Annotated in this window: 15 protein-coding genes; 5 read left to right on the top strand and 10 right to left on the bottom strand. The window is 66.1% G+C overall.

Annotation, left to right across the window (positions count from 1 at the left end; all coding sequences use genetic code 11):
• Positions 1-41: 41 nt before the first annotated feature.
• The 7 genes from ACX9OW_RS12590 to ACX9OW_RS12560 form a co-directional block, all read right to left on the bottom strand.
• Positions 42-1,394, bottom strand: a complete 1,353-nt coding sequence (locus tag ACX9OW_RS12590) for a sensor histidine kinase (protein ID WP_053518729.1) — start codon at positions 1,392-1,394, stop codon at positions 42-44.
• On the bottom strand, positions 1,391-2,737 hold the full coding sequence (locus tag ACX9OW_RS12585; RefSeq protein WP_053518728.1) for a sigma-54-dependent transcriptional regulator: 1,347 nt from the start codon (positions 2,735-2,737) through the stop codon (positions 1,391-1,393). Before ACX9OW_RS12585 ends, ACX9OW_RS12590 begins: the two co-directional genes overlap by 4 nt.
• A 123-nt stretch (positions 2,738-2,860) precedes the next feature.
• A complete protein-coding gene (locus ACX9OW_RS12580; protein WP_459062340.1) occupies positions 2,861-3,253 on the bottom strand; it encodes a PDZ domain-containing protein in 393 nt (130 codons plus the stop codon).
• 1 nt (position 3,254) lies between these two features.
• Positions 3,255-4,478 carry an ABC transporter permease gene (locus tag ACX9OW_RS12575; RefSeq protein ID WP_459062339.1) on the bottom strand — a complete coding sequence of 408 codons (1,224 nt, stop codon included), beginning with the start codon at positions 4,476-4,478 and terminating at the stop codon, positions 3,255-3,257.
• A gap of 16 nt (positions 4,479-4,494) precedes the next feature.
• Positions 4,495-5,799 carry an ABC transporter permease gene (locus ACX9OW_RS12570; RefSeq protein ID WP_053518747.1) on the bottom strand — a complete coding sequence of 435 codons (1,305 nt, stop codon included), beginning with the start codon at positions 5,797-5,799 and terminating at the stop codon, positions 4,495-4,497.
• 10 nt (positions 5,800-5,809) lie between these two features.
• Positions 5,810-6,532, bottom strand: coding sequence for an ABC transporter ATP-binding protein (locus ACX9OW_RS12565; RefSeq protein WP_053518723.1), 723 nt, complete (start codon positions 6,530-6,532; stop codon positions 5,810-5,812).
• A gap of 24 nt (positions 6,533-6,556) precedes the next feature.
• On the bottom strand, positions 6,557-7,834 hold the full coding sequence (locus ACX9OW_RS12560; protein ID WP_053518722.1) for an efflux RND transporter periplasmic adaptor subunit: 1,278 nt from the start codon (positions 7,832-7,834) through the stop codon (positions 6,557-6,559).
• Positions 7,835-8,037: 203 nt separating this feature from the next.
• Between ACX9OW_RS12560 and glmS the strand changes: the two genes are divergently transcribed.
• The 4 genes from glmS (at position 8,038) to ACX9OW_RS12540 (ending at position 13,268) form a co-directional block, all read left to right on the top strand.
• Positions 8,038-9,876, top strand: a complete 1,839-nt coding sequence (glmS, locus tag ACX9OW_RS12555) for a glutamine--fructose-6-phosphate transaminase (isomerizing) (protein ID WP_065181785.1) — start codon at positions 8,038-8,040, stop codon at positions 9,874-9,876.
• 250 nt (positions 9,877-10,126) lie between these two features.
• The gene (locus ACX9OW_RS12550; RefSeq protein ID WP_053518720.1) at positions 10,127-10,588 is read left to right on the top strand and encodes a DUF2846 domain-containing protein; all 462 of its coding nucleotides are present in this window, start codon (positions 10,127-10,129) and stop codon (positions 10,586-10,588) included.
• 416 nt (positions 10,589-11,004) lie between these two features.
• A complete protein-coding gene (locus tag ACX9OW_RS12545) occupies positions 11,005-11,436 on the top strand; it encodes a CBS domain-containing protein (RefSeq protein WP_053518718.1) in 432 nt (143 codons plus the stop codon).
• Between the two features lie 137 nt (positions 11,437-11,573).
• Positions 11,574-13,268, top strand: a complete 1,695-nt coding sequence (locus ACX9OW_RS12540; RefSeq protein ID WP_459062338.1) for a hypothetical protein — start codon at positions 11,574-11,576, stop codon at positions 13,266-13,268.
• A gap of 64 nt (positions 13,269-13,332) precedes the next feature.
• Here the strand turns inward: ACX9OW_RS12540 and ACX9OW_RS12535 are convergent, their stop codons facing one another.
• Positions 13,333-13,761 carry a VOC family protein gene (locus ACX9OW_RS12535; protein WP_065175190.1) on the bottom strand — a complete coding sequence of 143 codons (429 nt, stop codon included), beginning with the start codon at positions 13,759-13,761 and terminating at the stop codon, positions 13,333-13,335.
• Between the two features lie 80 nt (positions 13,762-13,841).
• Positions 13,842-14,360 (bottom strand): lactoylglutathione lyase, encoded by a 519-nt coding sequence (gene gloA / locus ACX9OW_RS12530; protein ID WP_065175189.1) that lies wholly within the window; start codon positions 14,358-14,360, stop codon positions 13,842-13,844.
• 123 nt (positions 14,361-14,483) lie between these two features.
• Between gloA and ACX9OW_RS12525 the strand changes: the two genes are divergently transcribed.
• Positions 14,484-15,596 carry a PLP-dependent cysteine synthase family protein gene (locus tag ACX9OW_RS12525; protein ID WP_065175188.1) on the top strand — a complete coding sequence of 371 codons (1,113 nt, stop codon included), beginning with the start codon at positions 14,484-14,486 and terminating at the stop codon, positions 15,594-15,596.
• 98 nt (positions 15,597-15,694) lie between these two features.
• On the opposite strand, the gene ACX9OW_RS12520 is transcribed toward ACX9OW_RS12525, so the two are convergent.
• Positions 15,695-16,099, bottom strand: a complete 405-nt coding sequence (locus tag ACX9OW_RS12520; RefSeq protein ID WP_459062337.1) for a hypothetical protein — start codon at positions 16,097-16,099, stop codon at positions 15,695-15,697.
• Positions 16,100-16,165 lie beyond the last annotated feature (66 nt).

The raw sequence follows: 16,165 nt of genomic DNA, 5'->3' as shown, positions 1-16,165 counted from the left end.
CGGCGGGCGGAGCGGCCGCTTCCGCTTCCCGGAGCGTCACCTCACCCCGCCGGCAACAGGATCGAAACACACAACCCACCCTCACTGCGGTTCTGCAGCGACACCCGTCCACCGTGCGCCTCCACGATCTCCCGGGTCAGCGCCAGTCCCAGCCCGGTACCGTTGCGCTTGGTCGAATAGAACGGCATCAACGCATTCTGCAGTACCTGCTCGTTCATGCCTTTGCCGCGATCAAGCACATCCAGACGCAGCCACTGGGGCAGGCGGGTCAACTGCACCTGCACGTCATCGTTGGGCGGATCGGCTTCCGCGCAGGCTTCGTGCGCGTTCTTCAGCAGGTTCAGCAGTGCCTGCCCGAACTGCGCGATATCGATGCGGCTGCTCATCTCCTCGTCCGGCTCCTGCTCCATGCCGAACGGAATCTGCTGGCGCAGGCTGGACAGGAACGGGGCCCAGTGCACGGTCTGCAGCTGGGGCTGTGGCAGCTTGGCGAAGCGTGCGTATCCGCGGATGAATCCCTCCAGGTGGCGGGCGCGATCTTCGATGGTGGTGAAGATCTCCGGCAGGCGGTCGAACCGCTCACGCTTGACCAGTTCCCCTCCGGAATGCGCCAGCGAGGCAATCGGTGCCAGCGAATTGTTCAGCTCGTGGCTGATCACCCGGATCACCTTCTTCCAGGTCTGGACTTCCTGCCTGCGCAGCTCGGCGGTGAGCAGACGCACCAGCAGCAGATCATGGGGCCGTCCATTGAGATGGAACGCGCGCCGCGACAGGTGGTAGACCTGCTCGTCATCCTCGTCGCCGTCCTCGCCTTCGGCCTGCACCGCGAACAGGCTGTCGCCGCCGCGGGCGATGGCGTCGCGCAGTTCCACCGGCACCTGCTCCAGCACCTCCTCCAGGCGCTGGCCCTCCAGCTTCCAGCCACCATGCAGCAGCTTGCGCGCAGCCAGGTTGGAGAACACCACACGGGCGATGCCATCACCGCCTGATGCGATCAGCAGCATCGCCACGGGTGTGTTCTGCACCATCGTGTCCAGCAGCAGTTCGCGTTGCACCAGACCCTGGCGCTGCTCGCGCAGCACGTCGCCCAGCTCGCGATGTGCCTTCACCAGGTCACCCAGTTCGTCGTTGCCTTCCCAGTGAACGCCGAAGTTGTACTCGCCATCGCGGTAGCTGCTGGTGGTGCCGGACAACGCACGCATCAGCGAGCGGACCGGTGCGGTGGCGCGGCGCAGCGCCCACCACATCAGGGCAAGCAGGATCACCGTGGATACGATGGCCACCGCCCAGCCGTGGTCGAGCCAGTAGGCCAGCAGCCAGGGCAGCGCGGCAGCCAGCGCCAGCACCGGCAGCAGGCGCAGGAACAGGCGGAAGGTGAACGAGCGTCGCTTCATTCGCGCGGAATGCCGTGGCGGTCCATGCGCCGGTACAGTGCCTGGCGGCTGAGACCGAGTTCGGCGGCCGCCTGCGCGATGACCCCATGATTGCGCGCCAGTACCTCCTCGATGCGCGTGCGGTCCGGATCGTTGCCGGCGCTCGGCGCCGGGCGTGGCGCAGCCGGAGCGCGTGGCAGGTTGAGATCGGTCACTTCGATGCGGTTGCCGGTGGCCAGCAGCTCGGCGCGCTGGATCACGTTGCGCAGTTCGCGCACGTTGCCCGGCCACGGGTGCCGTTGCAACGCGGCAGCGGCGGCGCTGGACAACGGCTTGCCGCCCGCCAGGAAGCGTTCGGCCAGCGGCAGGATGTCGCCGGGCCGCTCGGCCAGCGGCGGCAGCACCAGCTCCACGGTGTTGAGGCGGTAGTACAGGTCCTCGCGGAACGTGCCGTCGCGGATCATCGCCGGCAGGTCGGCATTGGTGGCGCTGACCACGCGTACCTTGACCTGGCGTTCGCGGTTGGAGCCCAAGCGCTCGAAGCGACCGGTCTCCAGCACGCGCAGCAGCTTCATCTGCCCGCCCAGCGACAGGTTGCCGATCTCATCCAGGAACAGGGTGCCTCCATCGGCCGCCTCGAACTTGCCTTCGCGCGCCTTGTTGGCACCGGTGTAGGCACCTGCCTCGGCGCCGAACAGCTCGGCTTCGATCAGCTCCGACGGCAGCGCACCACAGTTGACCGTGACGAACGGTCCCTTTGCCACCAGCGAATTGGCCTGGATGATCTGCGCGATCTTCTCCTTGCCGGCGCCATTGGGTCCGGTGATCAGTACCGGCAGTTCGGAGCGTGCGACCTGGCAGGCCAGGGTGATCACGCGTTCACTGGCAGGATCGGCGAAGACGGCACCACTGAGGTCGTACTTCTGTTCCAGCGCGGTGCGCTGGCGCTGCTCGCGTTCGCGCCGACGGTCCAGTTCGCGACGTGCTTCGGACAGTTCCAGCAGGTTGTTGACCGTGGTCAGCAGCTTGCGGTCGTCCCAGGGCTTGGCCAGGTAATCGGCCGCGCCGGCCTTGACCAGGTCCACCGCGCTGCTCAGATGGGTCCAGGCGGTCAGCAGGATCACCGGCAGGTCGGGGTGGCGTGCGCGGATCTGTGCGAACAGAGCCTCACCTTCCTCGCCGGAGGTGGTGTCCTCGCTGAAGTTCATGTCCTGGATCACCAGGTCCACCGGCTGCGATTCGAGCAGGGCCAGGCCTTCGGCCGGGCTCTGTGCCTGCAGCGTGTCGATGTCGTGCAGGGAGAACAGCACGTCCAGCGCGGTGCCCACGCTGGCGTTGTCGTCGATGATGAGGATCGCGGGCATGGACCGGTTCTGGAAAAAGGGATGGGCAGCGCCGGAGAGAGCTGTAGGTTCCAGGGCGCCGGCAGGAGCCGGCGCCACCCATCAAGCATAGCTAAAAGCTGCCGCCCTGCAGCCGGTGCCGGATCACCGTCGTGGCGGCGGCGGAGCCGGCGGCGCTGGTGGTGCGGTGGGCGGTGACAGCAGGGGCCGCCAGCCAGCCAGGGACACCGGCACGGTCAGCGTCTTTCCATCGCGCTGCAGCAGCAGCCGTACGCTGGATGCGTCGGTGGCCTGCATCGCGGCTGTCAGCTGGTCGACCTGCTGCACGGCGGTATCGTCCACGCGCAGGATGCGGTCGCCACGGCGCACGCCGAAGCGCGCCTCCGGATGCGCCGCATCGACCCGCACGTGGCCGCCCGAGGAAGCCAGCGCCACATGGGCGCCGTCGTCCTGCCAGCTCATGGTCTGCTGGTTGCTGCTGCCGGCAAGGGCCGGCAGCGGCAGCATCAGCATCATCGCCAGGAAAGGTGCGCGCATGTCAGGCCCCCCGCGTGGCGACGGCCGGAGGCACGGCGGCCGCCCGGCGCGCAGGGCCGAACACGGCGATCTGGCCCAGTGCCCACAGCAGCACCGCACCCAGCGGCAGGTACAGCAGCGGCATGCGAGGCAGCTCGTACATGTTCATCAACCACAGATTGATGGCGTAGGCCGCCAGCATGCCCAGCACGATGCCCAGCGAGGCCAGCAGGAAGTTCTCGGTCTGGAAGTACCGCAGCACCTGGCCGCGGGTGGCACCGAGCGCACGGCGGATGCCGATCTGCTTGCTGCGCTGCTGCACCCAGAAGCTGGCCAGGCCGACGATGCCCAGCGCGGTCACCACCAGCAGGGCGATGCATACGGTGACCAGCAGCCCGACCATCGCCCGGTCGTTCTTGAAGTAGTCGTTGCGCTGGTCCTCATAGCTGAGCTTCTCGCGCACCAGGCGGTTGGGATCGTTGCGTTCCAGAGCCGCCAGGGCACCCTTCAGCACTTCATCGCGGCGTTCGGGCGTGGTGCGCAGCATGTACGGGCCGCCGCTGGCGAAGTCGGTGCGCACCGGCAGGATCATCGACAGGGTGGTGTTGTTGTTCCAGTCCGTCGGCGGCGCGAGGTGGGCAACCACGCCCACCACGTGCAGCGCCTGCCGACCCATGTAGAAGGTCTTGCCCAGCGGGTTCTGGCCCGGGAACATCTTCTCGGCCACGGACTGGTTGAGGATCACCGCCGATGCCTTGTCCGGCGTGGTGCTGGCCGACTTGCGTGCGTCCTCGAAGTCGATGTACTCGCCGGGCAGGAAGTCACGGCCGGCCACCAGCTGCAGGCCCAGGGTGGACAACGCGCCTTCGTTGAACATGTACAGCGTCGCCGAGGTCGTCGGCCGTTCCTGGTCGCGCTCGCGCGAGATGCTGGTATTGGACGAGCTGGGGCGGAACGGCAGCTGGTTGACCTTGGTCACGCTGGTCGCACCGGGAACGGCGCGCAGCGCGGCCAGGTCTTCCTGGGTACGCGCCATGGCATTGGTCTGGGTACCGATGCCACTGGTACGGACGATCACCAGTTCGTTCTCGGCCAGGCCGCTGGGCTGGGTGATCTTCTCCACGCGCTGGCTGACCAGGAACAACGCATTGCAGACGATGGCGCAGGTCAGCGCGATTTCCAGCACGATCAGGGCAGCGGCGGTCTTGTGCCGGCGCAGTGTGCTGAGGATGGGGCGGATATCCATGGCAGTGTCCTTGTGCTTACTGCGACTTGAGCTGGATGGCGGGGGTGACCTGCATGGCACGCCAGGCCGGAAGGAATCCGGCGGCCAGGCTGGCCAGCAGGGTCAGGCCGAGGGCGAGCAGCAGCATGCTGCCGTCCAGATGGGCCAGCTGGGCGTACTCCACCGGCTGCCTGCGCACTGCGGCCAGACCGATCAGGGCCAGGCCGATGCCGAGCACACCGCCGACCACACCGATGGCACCGGCTTCGACCAGGCACTGCAGGAAGATCTGCCCACGGCTGGCACCCAGCGCACGCCGCACGCCGATCTCACCGCTGCGGCGCAGGAACTTGGCCAGCAGCAGACCGACCGTATTGACCAGGCACACGCCCAGGAAGCCCAGCGCCAGCCACATCTGCAGGCGCACGTCGCTGGGCACCGCACCGTTGAAGTCCAGCCACTCCATGACGCTGCGCACACGCACGTTGGCGGGACGCTCGAAGCGGCCTGCAGCGCGCTGCTGGTCGGAGTAGTTCACCAGATAGCGGCGGTAGTCATCGACCTTGCCCGGCTCCAGCTCGACCCAGTACTGGATCCAGGTGCAGGCCGCACTGAGCGAGTGGCTGTCGCCGCCCGGGCCGCCGTCGCGGAAGCAGTTCATGTTGCCGTTGTTGCCGAAATCCAGATCCATGGCAGTGGAGAACGGCACCAGCAGGTCCTCGTCCTTGCCGTAGGAACCGGTGGTCAGGTCGAAGAACTGCGGTTCGGGATTCCATTCCTTCATCACGCCGATCACGCGCAGCGACTGGCTGTTCACGCGGATCTCGCGGCCCACGCTGTTGGCGCCCTGGAACAGCTTTTCATTGATGGCCTTGGACAGCACCACCACGCGGCTGTGTGCATCGTCGTCGCTGGCAGACCAGGCGCGGCCGTACTGCATCGGCACGTTGAACATCGGGAAGAAGTCCGCCGAGGTCCAGCGCGTATCCACCGAGAACGGCTTGAGGGTGCTGCCCTCCGGCTCGACGATGGCACTGCCGCCACTCATCATCGCCTGGTGCACGGCGCGCTTCTCGCGCAGCAGGGCTTCGGCGTCGAACCGCGTCATCTGGCCTTCCGGCTCCTCGTCCGTCAGGTAGCCGGAGCGCGGCCGCGGATCGAGCTGCGCGTAGAACAGGCGGTCGCTCTTCTCCGGAATCGGATCGCCGGACAGGACATGGAACACGGTCAGAGTGGTCATCGAGGCACCGATGCCCAGTGCGATGGCCACCACCATCAGCGCGGTCAGTACCTTGTTGCGGCGGAAGCTGCGTACCGCCAGTCGAGCGTAGTAGGCGAACATGGGCATGCCCTCACTCGTTGACGGCGACGATGCGGCGCGGGGTGGCCAGCACCGGCTCGCGCACCAGGTCGGTGACCTGGCCATCGACGATGTGCACGTTGCGCTGCGCACGCGCGGCCAGTTCCGGATCATGGGTGACCATGACGATGGTGGTGCCGGCCGCGTTGATTTCCTCCAGCAGCTCCATCACGCCACGTGCCATCTGCGTATCCAGGTTGCCGGTCGGTTCGTCGGCCAGCAGCAGGCGCGGGCTGCCGGCGAGGGCACGGGCAATCGCCGCGCGCTGCTGCTGGCCGCCGGACAGTTCGTTCGGGTAGTGCTTCATGCGTGAGCCCAGGCCGACCTGGGTCAGCGCCTTCTCGATGCGCTCACGGCGCTCGCCGGCACTCATCTTGCGGTAGCGAAGCGGCACGTCGACGTTGTCGAACAGGTTCAGGTCCGGAATCAGGTTGAAGCCCTGGAAGATGAAGCCGATCTTCTGGTTGCGCAGGCGGCTGCGCGCATCATCACCGAGCTGGCTGACATCCTCGCCATCAAGCAGGTAGGTGCCGCTGGTGAAGGTCTCCAGCAGGCCGGCGATGTTGAGGAAGGTGGTCTTGCCGGAGCCGGAGGGACCGGTGACGGCGACGAACTCGCCCTCCTTGACCTGCAGTTCCAGCGAGCGCAGTGCATGGGTTTCCACCTGTTCAGTGCGGAAGACCTTGGCGACCGAACGCATTTCGAGCATGTACATGGGGTGTCCTCTCTCCAGGATGTATCAGTTGACGGAGACGCGTTCGGCGTCCTTGAACAGGTCGCTGCCGGAGACCACGATACGGTCGCCCGGCTGCACACCCGACTTGATTTCCACTTCGCCCAGGCTGCTGACGCCCAGTTCCACCGGACGGCGCACCGCCGTGCGGCCATCCATCACGTAGGCCACGCCGTTGCCCTGTTCGACGAACGGGCCGCGCTCGACCTTCAGCACGTTCTTGCGGGTATCCAGCAGCACCCGGACCGACATGCGCTGGCTTTGGCGCAGGCCTTCGGGCTGCTTGTCGGCGAAGCGCACGCGGGCATTGACCTCGCCGTTCACCACTTCCGGCGACACCGCGCTGATCTCGCCCGGGAACGGCTGGCCGTTGCCGCCGGTGAGCTGTGCGGGCATGCCGATGGCCAGATCACGAGCGAAGCTTTCCGGAACCTTGATCTCGACTTCGAACTTGGACAGGTCCACCACGCCCAGCACCGGCGCATTGGCCGCCAGGTTGGTGGACTGGGTGGCCTGTACCTGGCCCACCTGGCCATCGAACGGCGCGCGCAGGGTCAGCGCATCGACCTGGCGCTGCACTTCGGCCACCACCGCCTTCTGGCGATCGGCCAGCAACCGCTTGTTGCGTGCATCCAGGTCGGCGCCCTGGCTCTGCAGGCGGGCATCGGTGGTGGCGTTGGCAAGGCTGATGTCGGCCTTCTTCAGGCTGTCCTGGGCCTTGGCCAGGTCGATCTGCGGCACCGCACCGCCGTCGAAGCCGCGCTGGTAGCGTTGCAGGTCGCGATCGGCAGCCTGGCGCTCGATGGTGGCCTGATCGGTTTCCTTGCGCGATTTGGCGCGGGCCAGCGTTGCGTCCAGCGCGGCGCGGCTGGCCTCGGCTTCCAGGCCAGCCAGGGTGGCCTGTTCCTGGGCCAGCTTGCTGCGCAGTTCCGGGCTGTCGATGATGGCCAGCTCCTGTCCCTTCTTGACCACGTCGCCGGCCACGACCTTCAGGTCCACGGTACCGGCGGAGATCGCATACAGCACCGGGCTGTTGGCGGCGATCACACGGCCGTCGGCAGCGATGTCACGCACCAGGTCGCCACGTTGCACTTCGGCGATGCGCACCCGGCTGCTGTCGAACGAGCGGCTGGCGTTTGCCCAGGCGTACACGGCCCAGCCGATGCCGGCGAGCAGGGCGATGCTGCCCAGTGCCGGCCAACGGTAGCGATGCCAGGCGGCGGCGGTCGGGCGGGCCGGGGTGGAGGAAACGATCTGGTCCTGGGCGGAAGTGTCGCGGATCATCGGGTTCGTGCCTGACGGTGGTGATCCATACCAAGCACGTTGCGTGCCAACTTTATTTCCTTTCCTATCAATAAGTTGCAATTCGAGTGGCGGTGTCCGGGTGTCCGCGGACACCTGTGCGGACACATTCATTAAGCGGACAGGAGGGGGAAACCGGACACGCACGCTAGAATGCCGCGACCGTCTTCAAGGAAATGCGTGACATGTGTGGAATCGTGGGAGCGATCGCTGATCGCGACGTGGTGCCGGTGCTGATCGAAGGTCTGAAGCGACTGGAGTACCGCGGCTACGATTCTTCAGGCATCGCGGTGATCGACGCGACCGATCGCCCTGACGTGCACCGCGTCCGCCGCACCGGCCGGGTCGCCGAGATGGCCGCTGCCGCCGCCGCCGAGGGGTTCAATGCGCAGCTGGGTATCGGCCATACGCGTTGGGCCACCCATGGCGGCGTCACCGAGGCCAATGCGCATCCGCACATCAGCCAGGGCGTGGCCCTGGTCCACAACGGCATCATCGAGAACCATGAAGAACAGCGCGAGCGGCTGCGCGCGCTGGGCTACACCTTCGAGTCGCAGACCGACACCGAAGTGATCGCCCACCTGATCCATCATCATCTGCAGAGCGGTGACGATCTGCTGGTGGCGCTGCAGCGCACCGTGAAGGAACTGACCGGCGCCTATGCGCTGGCCGTGGTCAGCCGCGCCGAGCCGGAACGCTTCGTCTGCGCACGCATGGGCTGCCCGCTGCTGGTCGGCCTGGGCGAGGGCGAGAATTTCGTTGCCTCCGATGTCTCGGCGGTGATCTCGGCCACCCGCAAGGTGATCTTCCTGGAGGAGGGCGACACGGCCGAGGTGCGCCGCGAGGGTGTGCGCATCTTCGACGAGCACGATCATCCGGTACAGCGCGAGGTGCACCTGTCCGACGTGTCGCTGGCCTCGCTGGAACTTGGCCCTTACCGCCATTTCATGCAGAAGGAAATCCACGAGCAGCCGCGCGCGCTGGGTGACACCATCGAGGCGGCGATCGACGCCGGTGGCTTCCCGGCCGAGCTGTTCGGCAGGAATGCCGAGGCGGTGCTGGCGGGCATCGAAGGCGTGCAGATCCTGGCGTGCGGCACCAGCTACTACGCCGGCCTGACCGCGCGCTACTGGATCGAGTCCATCGCCGGCCTGCCGTGCAGCGTGGAGATCGCCAGCGAGTACCGCTACCGCGCGGCGTATGCGAACCCGAAGCACCTGGTGGTGACGATCTCCCAGTCCGGCGAAACGCTGGACACGATGGAGGCGCTGAAGTACGCCAAGTCGCTCGGCCACCAGCACACGCTGTCGATCTGCAACGTGCCGGAAAGCGCGATTCCACGCGCCAGTGAACTGGTCTGCTATACCCGTGCCGGGGCCGAGATCGGCGTGGCTTCGACCAAGGCGTTCACTACCCAGCTGGCCGCGCTGTTCCAGCTGACCGTGGTGCTGGGCAAGCTGCATGGGCGCGTCGATGCCGCACAGGAAGCCGACTATCTGGAGCAGCTGCGCTTCCTGCCGGGCAGCGTGCAGCACGCGTTGAACCTGGAGCCGCAGATCGCGGCCTGGGCCGAGCGCTTCGCGCGCAAATCCAACGCGCTGTTCCTGGGCCGTGGACTGCACTATCCGATCGCACTGGAAGGTTCGCTCAAGCTCAAGGAGATCTCCTACATCCATGCCGAGGCGTATCCGGCGGGCGAGCTCAAGCACGGTCCGCTGGCGCTGGTGGACGAGGACATGCCGGTGGTGGTGATCGCCCCCAACGACAGCCTGCTGGAGAAGGTGAAGTCGAACATGCAGGAAGTCCGCGCGCGGGGAGGCGAGCTGTTCGTGTTCGCCGACCAGGACAGCAACTTCTCCGAAAGCGAAGGCGTGCATGTGATCCGTACGCCGCGCCACGCGGGTGTGCTCAGTCCGGTGGTGCATACCATTCCGGTGCAGCTGCTGGCCTACCACACCGCACTGGCGCGTGGCACCGACGTGGACAAGCCGCGCAACCTGGCCAAGAGCGTGACGGTGGAGTAAGGCTTGGCCGATCTGCTGGCAGTACCGACGAGGGCGGCCCGATGGGCCGCCCTTTTTTCATGCCGGCATGGCATTCTCTGCGTCCGAACCCGCGCATCACGGAGGACGCCTGTGCAGGCGGCCATGCGACGATCCATGCCCTGCACAGTGATGCCGGAGCTTCATTTCACTATTGGCAGTGCACACCCGCAAAGGGTGTGCCTGGCCATGTCCATTCCGCGCGCGATGGCGCGCATTACAGGGGCTGTAGATGAAAAAGCTGCATGGAGTCGCGTTGGCGGTGGCAATCAGTGCGCTGTCCGGTTGCGCGAGCGTTCCGATGACCGAGAAGAGCGTGGTGGACACGGCCAAGACCTTCCCGGCACCGCAGGACGGCAAGTCCGGGGTGTATGTGTTCCGCAACAGTTTCGTCGGCAAGGCACTGAAGAAGGACGTGCTGATCGATGGGCAGTGCCTGGGCGAAACCGCCGACAAGGTGTTCTTCTATACCCAGGTTGCCGGTGACCAGGAACATGTGATCTCCACCGAGTCGGAGTTCTCGCCCAACGACCTCAAGCTGTTTACCGAAGCCGGTCGCAACTACTTCATCCAGCAGTCGATCAAGATGGGCGTGTTCGTTGGCGGCGCGAAGCTGACCGTTGTTCCGGAAGCGGAAGGCCGCAGCCAGGTGATGCAGCTGAAGATGGCCCAGAACGGGCGTTGCTCGAAGTAACCCCGGTGGCCGGCGGGAGGCTGCGCCTTTCGCCGGCCCACCCGAAGTGGGACGGCGCAGGGCCGTTCTGTCCGTGCCCGGCCGCGGAAGATCAATCTTGAGTGCGCGGAGCCGCCGGTGTTCAGCCTCGGTTTCAGCGGCGGTGCCATTCTCTGGATCGTCGGTGGGTTCCCACGACGAACTGTCCCATCGGTGCCGGTAGTGGCCGTGGTCGGCAGTCGTAGAATCGATCCGACCGAGATACGGGTTGCGCTGCCGGACCCGCCTCGTTGGCGTTGCAGCACGTGGTCTGCCGGTCCGGTCCAGGAGCGCGCAGCCGGTGCGCCAGACGTGCGCTGAAAGGTCTGTTCCCGGGGAGGGGGCGTATCGGAAGAGCACACTTTTTTGACTTCAGTGACCTGCACCAGGAAACAAGAATGAACGTCCGCGAACTCCTGCAATCCAAGAAAGAAGCTGTCATCACCATCGATGCGGAAGACACCATCGGTGCCGCCGCCCACAAGATGAGCGCGAACAGGATCGCTGCCCTGGTGGTGATGAAGGATGATGCGCCGGTCGGCATCATCTCCGAGAAAGACATCGTGCGTACCCTGGCTGACGATGGCCCGCAGGCCGGCCGCCGGGTGATTTCCACCCTGCCGTCCACGGGACTGGAAGGCATCGCACCGGAGGCCACCCTGAAGCAGGCTATGTCGTTGATGACGTACTCGCGGCGCCGTCATCTGATGGTCACCGATGGCACGCGCCTGGTCGGCATCCTCAGCCTGGGCGACATCGTGAAGAATCTGCTGGGCGAGCTGGAGCTGGAAAAGGCCGTGCTGCAGGACATCTACATGGCCGCGCATTGACGCTGCAACAGAAGCCTCGCTGGTAGCAGAACAACGGCCGGGTGCGGATGCACCTGGCCGTTCTCCTGTGCGCGCTTTGATTCGGCTAGTCTGATCAGGCGTGAACGTGCACGTTGCAGACAGCGAGAGGAAATGGAATGTTCCAGAATGCGAGAAGGGAATTACTGGGCCCGCTGCACAGCCTGCTGAAGCGGCCGCTGGAGTTCCGCGCGGTGGACAGCATTGAAAAGCATCTGCGCCGGTTGCTTGAAACACGCCCGGACTACGACGCCCTGTGTGAGCTTGCGCGCTGGTACGACGCGCAGCGGGCTGCCGTATTGCCGCTGTTGCCGGCACTGCATGCGAAGTTGCAGGATCAGCTCTCCATCATCCTGCCTGCCGGTGCCTGTGTAGAGCGCATCGCGACCAGCGTGCGGCACGGGCAGGGCGGCGCCGAGCCGTTCCCGCAATGTGCGCAGGCATCGGCGCAGATCCAGCTGGAGCGCCTCTCCGACCTGTTGGAGCTTGCCCAGTGCGGAGCGGGCGATCCATCGCAGGACGACGTTGTATGCCAGACCCTGCAGGTCATGCTGCTGAGCGAGGCGCTTGCGCTGGTGCTTTCCGGATTGGCGTGCGCCTCCCGGCAGAGTGACGGATCGCTGCTGCTTGAACCCGGCGATGACCATAGCCTGGGTCTGCTGAAGCAGGTCTGGTTCGCGCGGTGGCTGGACAGCAACAGCGAGATGGCGTTGATGGTCCGTATTGCCGAGTGCTCCGCTCAGGCCGCAGGTCGTTCCACGCAACTGGATGAGTTGCTGACCCATGCGGTACTGGACCGGGCACTGACCGTTACCTGGGCGTTTCTGGAATCGGATGCCACCTCGCACAGAAGCATGGCCTTTGCCCATGACGCTGCTCGTCTGGTCGTTTTCATGCTTTCCCGCCATGGAGCAGGAGAGATGTTCATTGGACGAGCACAGCTGCGCGAAGCGGACCTGGATGATGTCCTGCAGACCATCCTGGCGTGGCAGTCAAAAGGATTGAGAACCGATTGGATGGTGGTGCCGGGGCCGACGGGCTACATGCTGGCCGGTGGCTGGGACAAGGCGCTGCGCTGTGTGCTGGTGCAGTTCGCGCAGTCGACCGGTGAGACCGAGCTGCTGCGCAGGCTGATCGGCGGTGATGGATTCGAACGGAACTACATCCGAAGCCGCCTGGAACGCCAGCTGATCCAGCCGCAGCGCTATTCCGTCCACGAGGGAATCCAGAAGCACCATGTATTGAAGGATCCGCCAGCCGATCTGGATGTGGAATACATCCTTCACGACTCGCTGTTGCAGCATCACTACTTCATTCAGGCCAAGCACGCCGCCAGGGGCGAGGTGGGGTATCTGGACAGCGTGGTAGCGGCGCTGCAGAAGGATCTCAGCGATGGCCTGCGGCAGCTGCGAGGGGCCAAGGCCTGCCTGGAAGATGGCCGGCTGGAGCCCCTGTGGGCGTCACGCGGGTTGTCGGGCGTGACCGCCGCCAACAGCAGTTTCCTGCTGGTCCACAACATCGCGCATGTTGACCTGCAGGTGACCCACGATGGTATCGCGCTTTATGACTGGCGCACGCTGCGGAATCTACTGGATGACGCGGCCGTCACTGTCAGAAGGCCTGGGGAGCCGGAGGTCCTTCGGCGCGCTGCTTCACCACTGAGCGTCTCCAATCCAATGGATGTGGTGCAGACGTTGCTGTCCGAACACGGCATCTATGCGGGAGCCGGACAGGCCGCGTGGGCACCCTTGGCGGTCACCAGTTCGATGGAGCTGGTGGCCGGCCGTGTGCATATGCGCGCATTGGGGATCTGAGGGCGCCGCGCGCATCCAAGCGGACACCGCGTCGGCACCGGGTAGCTCCGATCGCAGCCAGGGCCTAGAACGTCACCTTGACCGATTCCGCGCTGTAGTTCGCCGGGCCGTGGTAGACCACCTCGATGTTGTTGCCATCCGGATCCAGCACGAACGCCCCGTAGTAGCCCGGATGGTAGGGACGCTCGCCCGGCGCGCCGTTGTCGGTGCCGCCGGCGGCGATCGCGGCGGTGTGGAAGGCATCCACGGTGGCGGCATCGCGGGCCTGGAAGGCCAGGTGGTGGCGACCGGTCAACTGGCCGGCCGCAGCCTCGCTGCTGGCGCTGGAAATGAACAGCTCGTCGGCCCAGAAGTAGTCATCGCCTTCGCCGGCGATCGGGATGCCGATGGTGTCGAACACCGCCTGGTAGAAGCGGCGGCTGGCGGCCAGATCACGCACCACCAGCTGGATGTGGTCGATCAGGCGACCACGGTGCAGTTCCATCGTTTCCATACGAACCTCGCAAAAAAAGGGGACGGAGTCGGTAGCGCCGGGCATGGCCCGGCGCTACCGGAATTGTGCCCCTTTCCGGGTCAGGCGTTGGCGATGATCTCGACCCAGTAGCCGTCCGGGTCCTTGATGAAGGCCAGGTTCTTCATGCGGCCGTCGGTCAGGCGCTTCTGGAAGGTGACGCCGAGGGCCTCGAAGCGCTGGCAGGCGGCCTCGATGTCCGGCACCGACACGCAGATGTGGCCGAAGCCGCGCGGGTCGCTGTTGCCGTCGTGGTAGGCCGCGCCGTCCTGGTTCTCGGTGCCGTGGTTGTGGGTCAGTTCCAGCACGCCCGGAAGGCCGGCCATCCACCGGCGGCGCTGGCTGTCGTCTTCCGGTACCAGCGCGCCAGCCGGCACGTAAGCCAGGAAGTACAGGCTGAACTGGGCCTCCGGGAAGTCACGCTTGTCGATCAGCTGGTAGCCGAGAACGCGGGTGTAGAAGTCCAGCGAGGCAGTGATGTCCTTGACCCGCAGCATGGTGTGGTTGAACACGAAGCCGGTGGTTTCGGCCGGGGCCTGGGCGGCGACGCCGGGAACATCGCGCAGGGCGGGAATGGTCATGGGGAGTCCTTCAGACAGGGCCGTTGCCGGCCGGATGGCCTCATTCTACCGGCCAGCACCTGACGGCACCGCGACGTACAATGGCCGGATCGCACCGTTCCGTCCTGACAACGATTGCCCGCCATGTCGCAGCGTGAATGGGTGGCCGCCGCCATCCGCAAGATCGAAGCCGATTTCAACCGGTCCGCCGATACCCACCTGATCCCGATGGCGCTGCCCGGGTTCGAAGGCATCGATGTCTACCTGAAGGATGAATCCAGCCACCCCACCGGCAGCCTCAAGCACCGCTTGGCGCGTTCGCTGTTCCTGTACGCGCTGGCCAACGGCTGGCTGCGCGAAGGGCGGCCGGTGATCGAGGCGTCGAGCGGCTCGACCGCGGTGTCCGAAGCGTATTTCGCACGCCTGCTGGGGCTGCCCTTCATCGCGGTGATTCCGGCCACGACCTCGCCGGAAAAGATCGCTGCCATCGAATTCCATGGTGGCCGCTGCCACCTGGTCGAGCGCGCCTGTGATCTCAACTGCGAATCGGAACGGCTGGCGCGCGAAACCGGCGGTCACTTCATGGACCAGTTCACCTACGCCGAACGGGCCACTGACTGGCGCGCCAACAACAACATCGCCGAGTCCATCTTCAAGCAGATGGCCGAAGAGCCCAGCCCGGTACCCGAGTGGATCGTGTGCAGCCCAGGCACCGGCGGCACTGCGGCCACGCTGGGCCGCTACGTCAGCTACCGTCGGCACGACACCCGCATCCTCTGCGCGGATCCGGAGATCTCGGTGTTCTTCGAGGGCTACCAGGCGGCGGTGGCGGGCGAGCAGCAGTGGCGTGACCTGACCTGCAGCGGTGGCTCCCGTGTGGAAGGCATCGGCCGACCGCGGGTGGAGCCGAGCTTCATTCCAACCAGCGTCGATGCGATGGTGAAGGTGCCGGATGCATTGAGCCTGGCAGCCATGCGCCACGTCAGCCGGCAGCTCGGTCGGCGCGTGGGAGGCTCCACCGGCACCAACTTCATCGGTGTGCTGCAGGCGGCGCAGTGGATGCGCGAAGCCGGCCGCCACGGCAGCATCGTCAGCATCCTGTGCGACAGTGGCGAGCGCTACGCGCAGAGCTATTACGACCCGGCGTGGTACGCACGACAGGGCATCGATGTGGACGGTGCCGATGCGCAGCTGGCCGCGGCCGTGGCGGGTCAGGGCCTGCCTGCGCTGCCGTGCTGCAGCCTGGAAGCGCTGTAAGCCTGCGGTGCCTCCGCCGGGCATGGCCCGGCGCTACCAGAGCCCGTCGATCCCGGCAGCGCCGGGCCACGCCCGGCGAGCGCAGCGGCGCATCCCGATCAGTATCCCGCCGCAGTGAACGCGTCGAGCACCACATCGCGCAGCGCATCAGGCAGCGCCTCGATGTCCATCGCGCGATCATCCAGGTGCAGCCGTGGGTCCAGGCTGCTGATGCGGTCCTGGGCCAGCGCCTGCAGCCACAGCAGCACGCAGATCACGAACTCGCGCTCGTGCCCCGGGTGCAGGTGGCGGGCACCGCGTTCGATCACCTCGAACGGGTACCACTCCTGCTCATCGTTGAGGATGCCGCCCTGCTGCATGAGCACCTGCAGCTGCTGCAGATGGCGCGGGGCATCATCGCCGGGATCGCACAATGTGGCGATCCAGGACAACTCCTCCGCGCTGGCAGACAGCGCCAGCGACCGGACCGGCAACGCGGTCGCAACCTGAGCCAGACCTTCCATGTGGGGCCTCTATCGGCATGTTCCGCTGCGGACTCCCCCGCAGCCAGAGCTTCCGCGCGACACCGT

This window comes from Stenotrophomonas genospecies 5 (genome assembly GCF_054473825.1).
Note: the sequence above shows the minus strand (reverse complement) of the source record. Positions and strands in the feature narration are given on the sequence as shown.

Coding starts and splice junctions, on each gene's coding strand:
- ACX9OW_RS12590 (WP_053518729.1), bottom strand. CDS start 1,394: ATGAAGCGACGCTCGTTCACCTTCCGCCTGTTCCTGCGCCTGCTGCCG.
- ACX9OW_RS12585 (WP_053518728.1), bottom strand. CDS start 2,737: ATGCCCGCGATCCTCATCATCGACGACAACGCCAGCGTGGGCACCGCG.
- ACX9OW_RS12580 (WP_459062340.1), bottom strand. CDS start 3,253: ATGCGCGCACCTTTCCTGGCGATGATGCTGATGCTGCCGCTGCCGGCC.
- ACX9OW_RS12575 (WP_459062339.1), bottom strand. CDS start 4,478: ATGGATATCCGCCCCATCCTCAGCACACTGCGCCGGCACAAGACCGCC.
- ACX9OW_RS12570 (WP_053518747.1), bottom strand. CDS start 5,799: ATGTTCGCCTACTACGCTCGACTGGCGGTACGCAGCTTCCGCCGCAAC.
- ACX9OW_RS12565 (WP_053518723.1), bottom strand. CDS start 6,532: ATGTACATGCTCGAAATGCGTTCGGTCGCCAAGGTCTTCCGCACTGAA.
- ACX9OW_RS12560 (WP_053518722.1), bottom strand. CDS start 7,834: ATGATCCGCGACACTTCCGCCCAGGACCAGATCGTTTCCTCCACCCCG.
- glmS (WP_065181785.1), top strand. CDS start 8,038: ATGTGTGGAATCGTGGGAGCGATCGCTGATCGCGACGTGGTGCCGGTG.
- ACX9OW_RS12550 (WP_053518720.1), top strand. CDS start 10,127: ATGAAAAAGCTGCATGGAGTCGCGTTGGCGGTGGCAATCAGTGCGCTG.
- ACX9OW_RS12545 (WP_053518718.1), top strand. CDS start 11,005: ATGAACGTCCGCGAACTCCTGCAATCCAAGAAAGAAGCTGTCATCACC.
- ACX9OW_RS12540 (WP_459062338.1), top strand. CDS start 11,574: ATGTTCCAGAATGCGAGAAGGGAATTACTGGGCCCGCTGCACAGCCTG.
- ACX9OW_RS12535 (WP_065175190.1), bottom strand. CDS start 13,761: ATGGAAACGATGGAACTGCACCGTGGTCGCCTGATCGACCACATCCAG.
- gloA (WP_065175189.1), bottom strand. CDS start 14,360: ATGACCATTCCCGCCCTGCGCGATGTTCCCGGCGTCGCCGCCCAGGCC.
- ACX9OW_RS12525 (WP_065175188.1), top strand. CDS start 14,484: ATGTCGCAGCGTGAATGGGTGGCCGCCGCCATCCGCAAGATCGAAGCC.
- ACX9OW_RS12520 (WP_459062337.1), bottom strand. CDS start 16,099: ATGGAAGGTCTGGCTCAGGTTGCGACCGCGTTGCCGGTCCGGTCGCTG.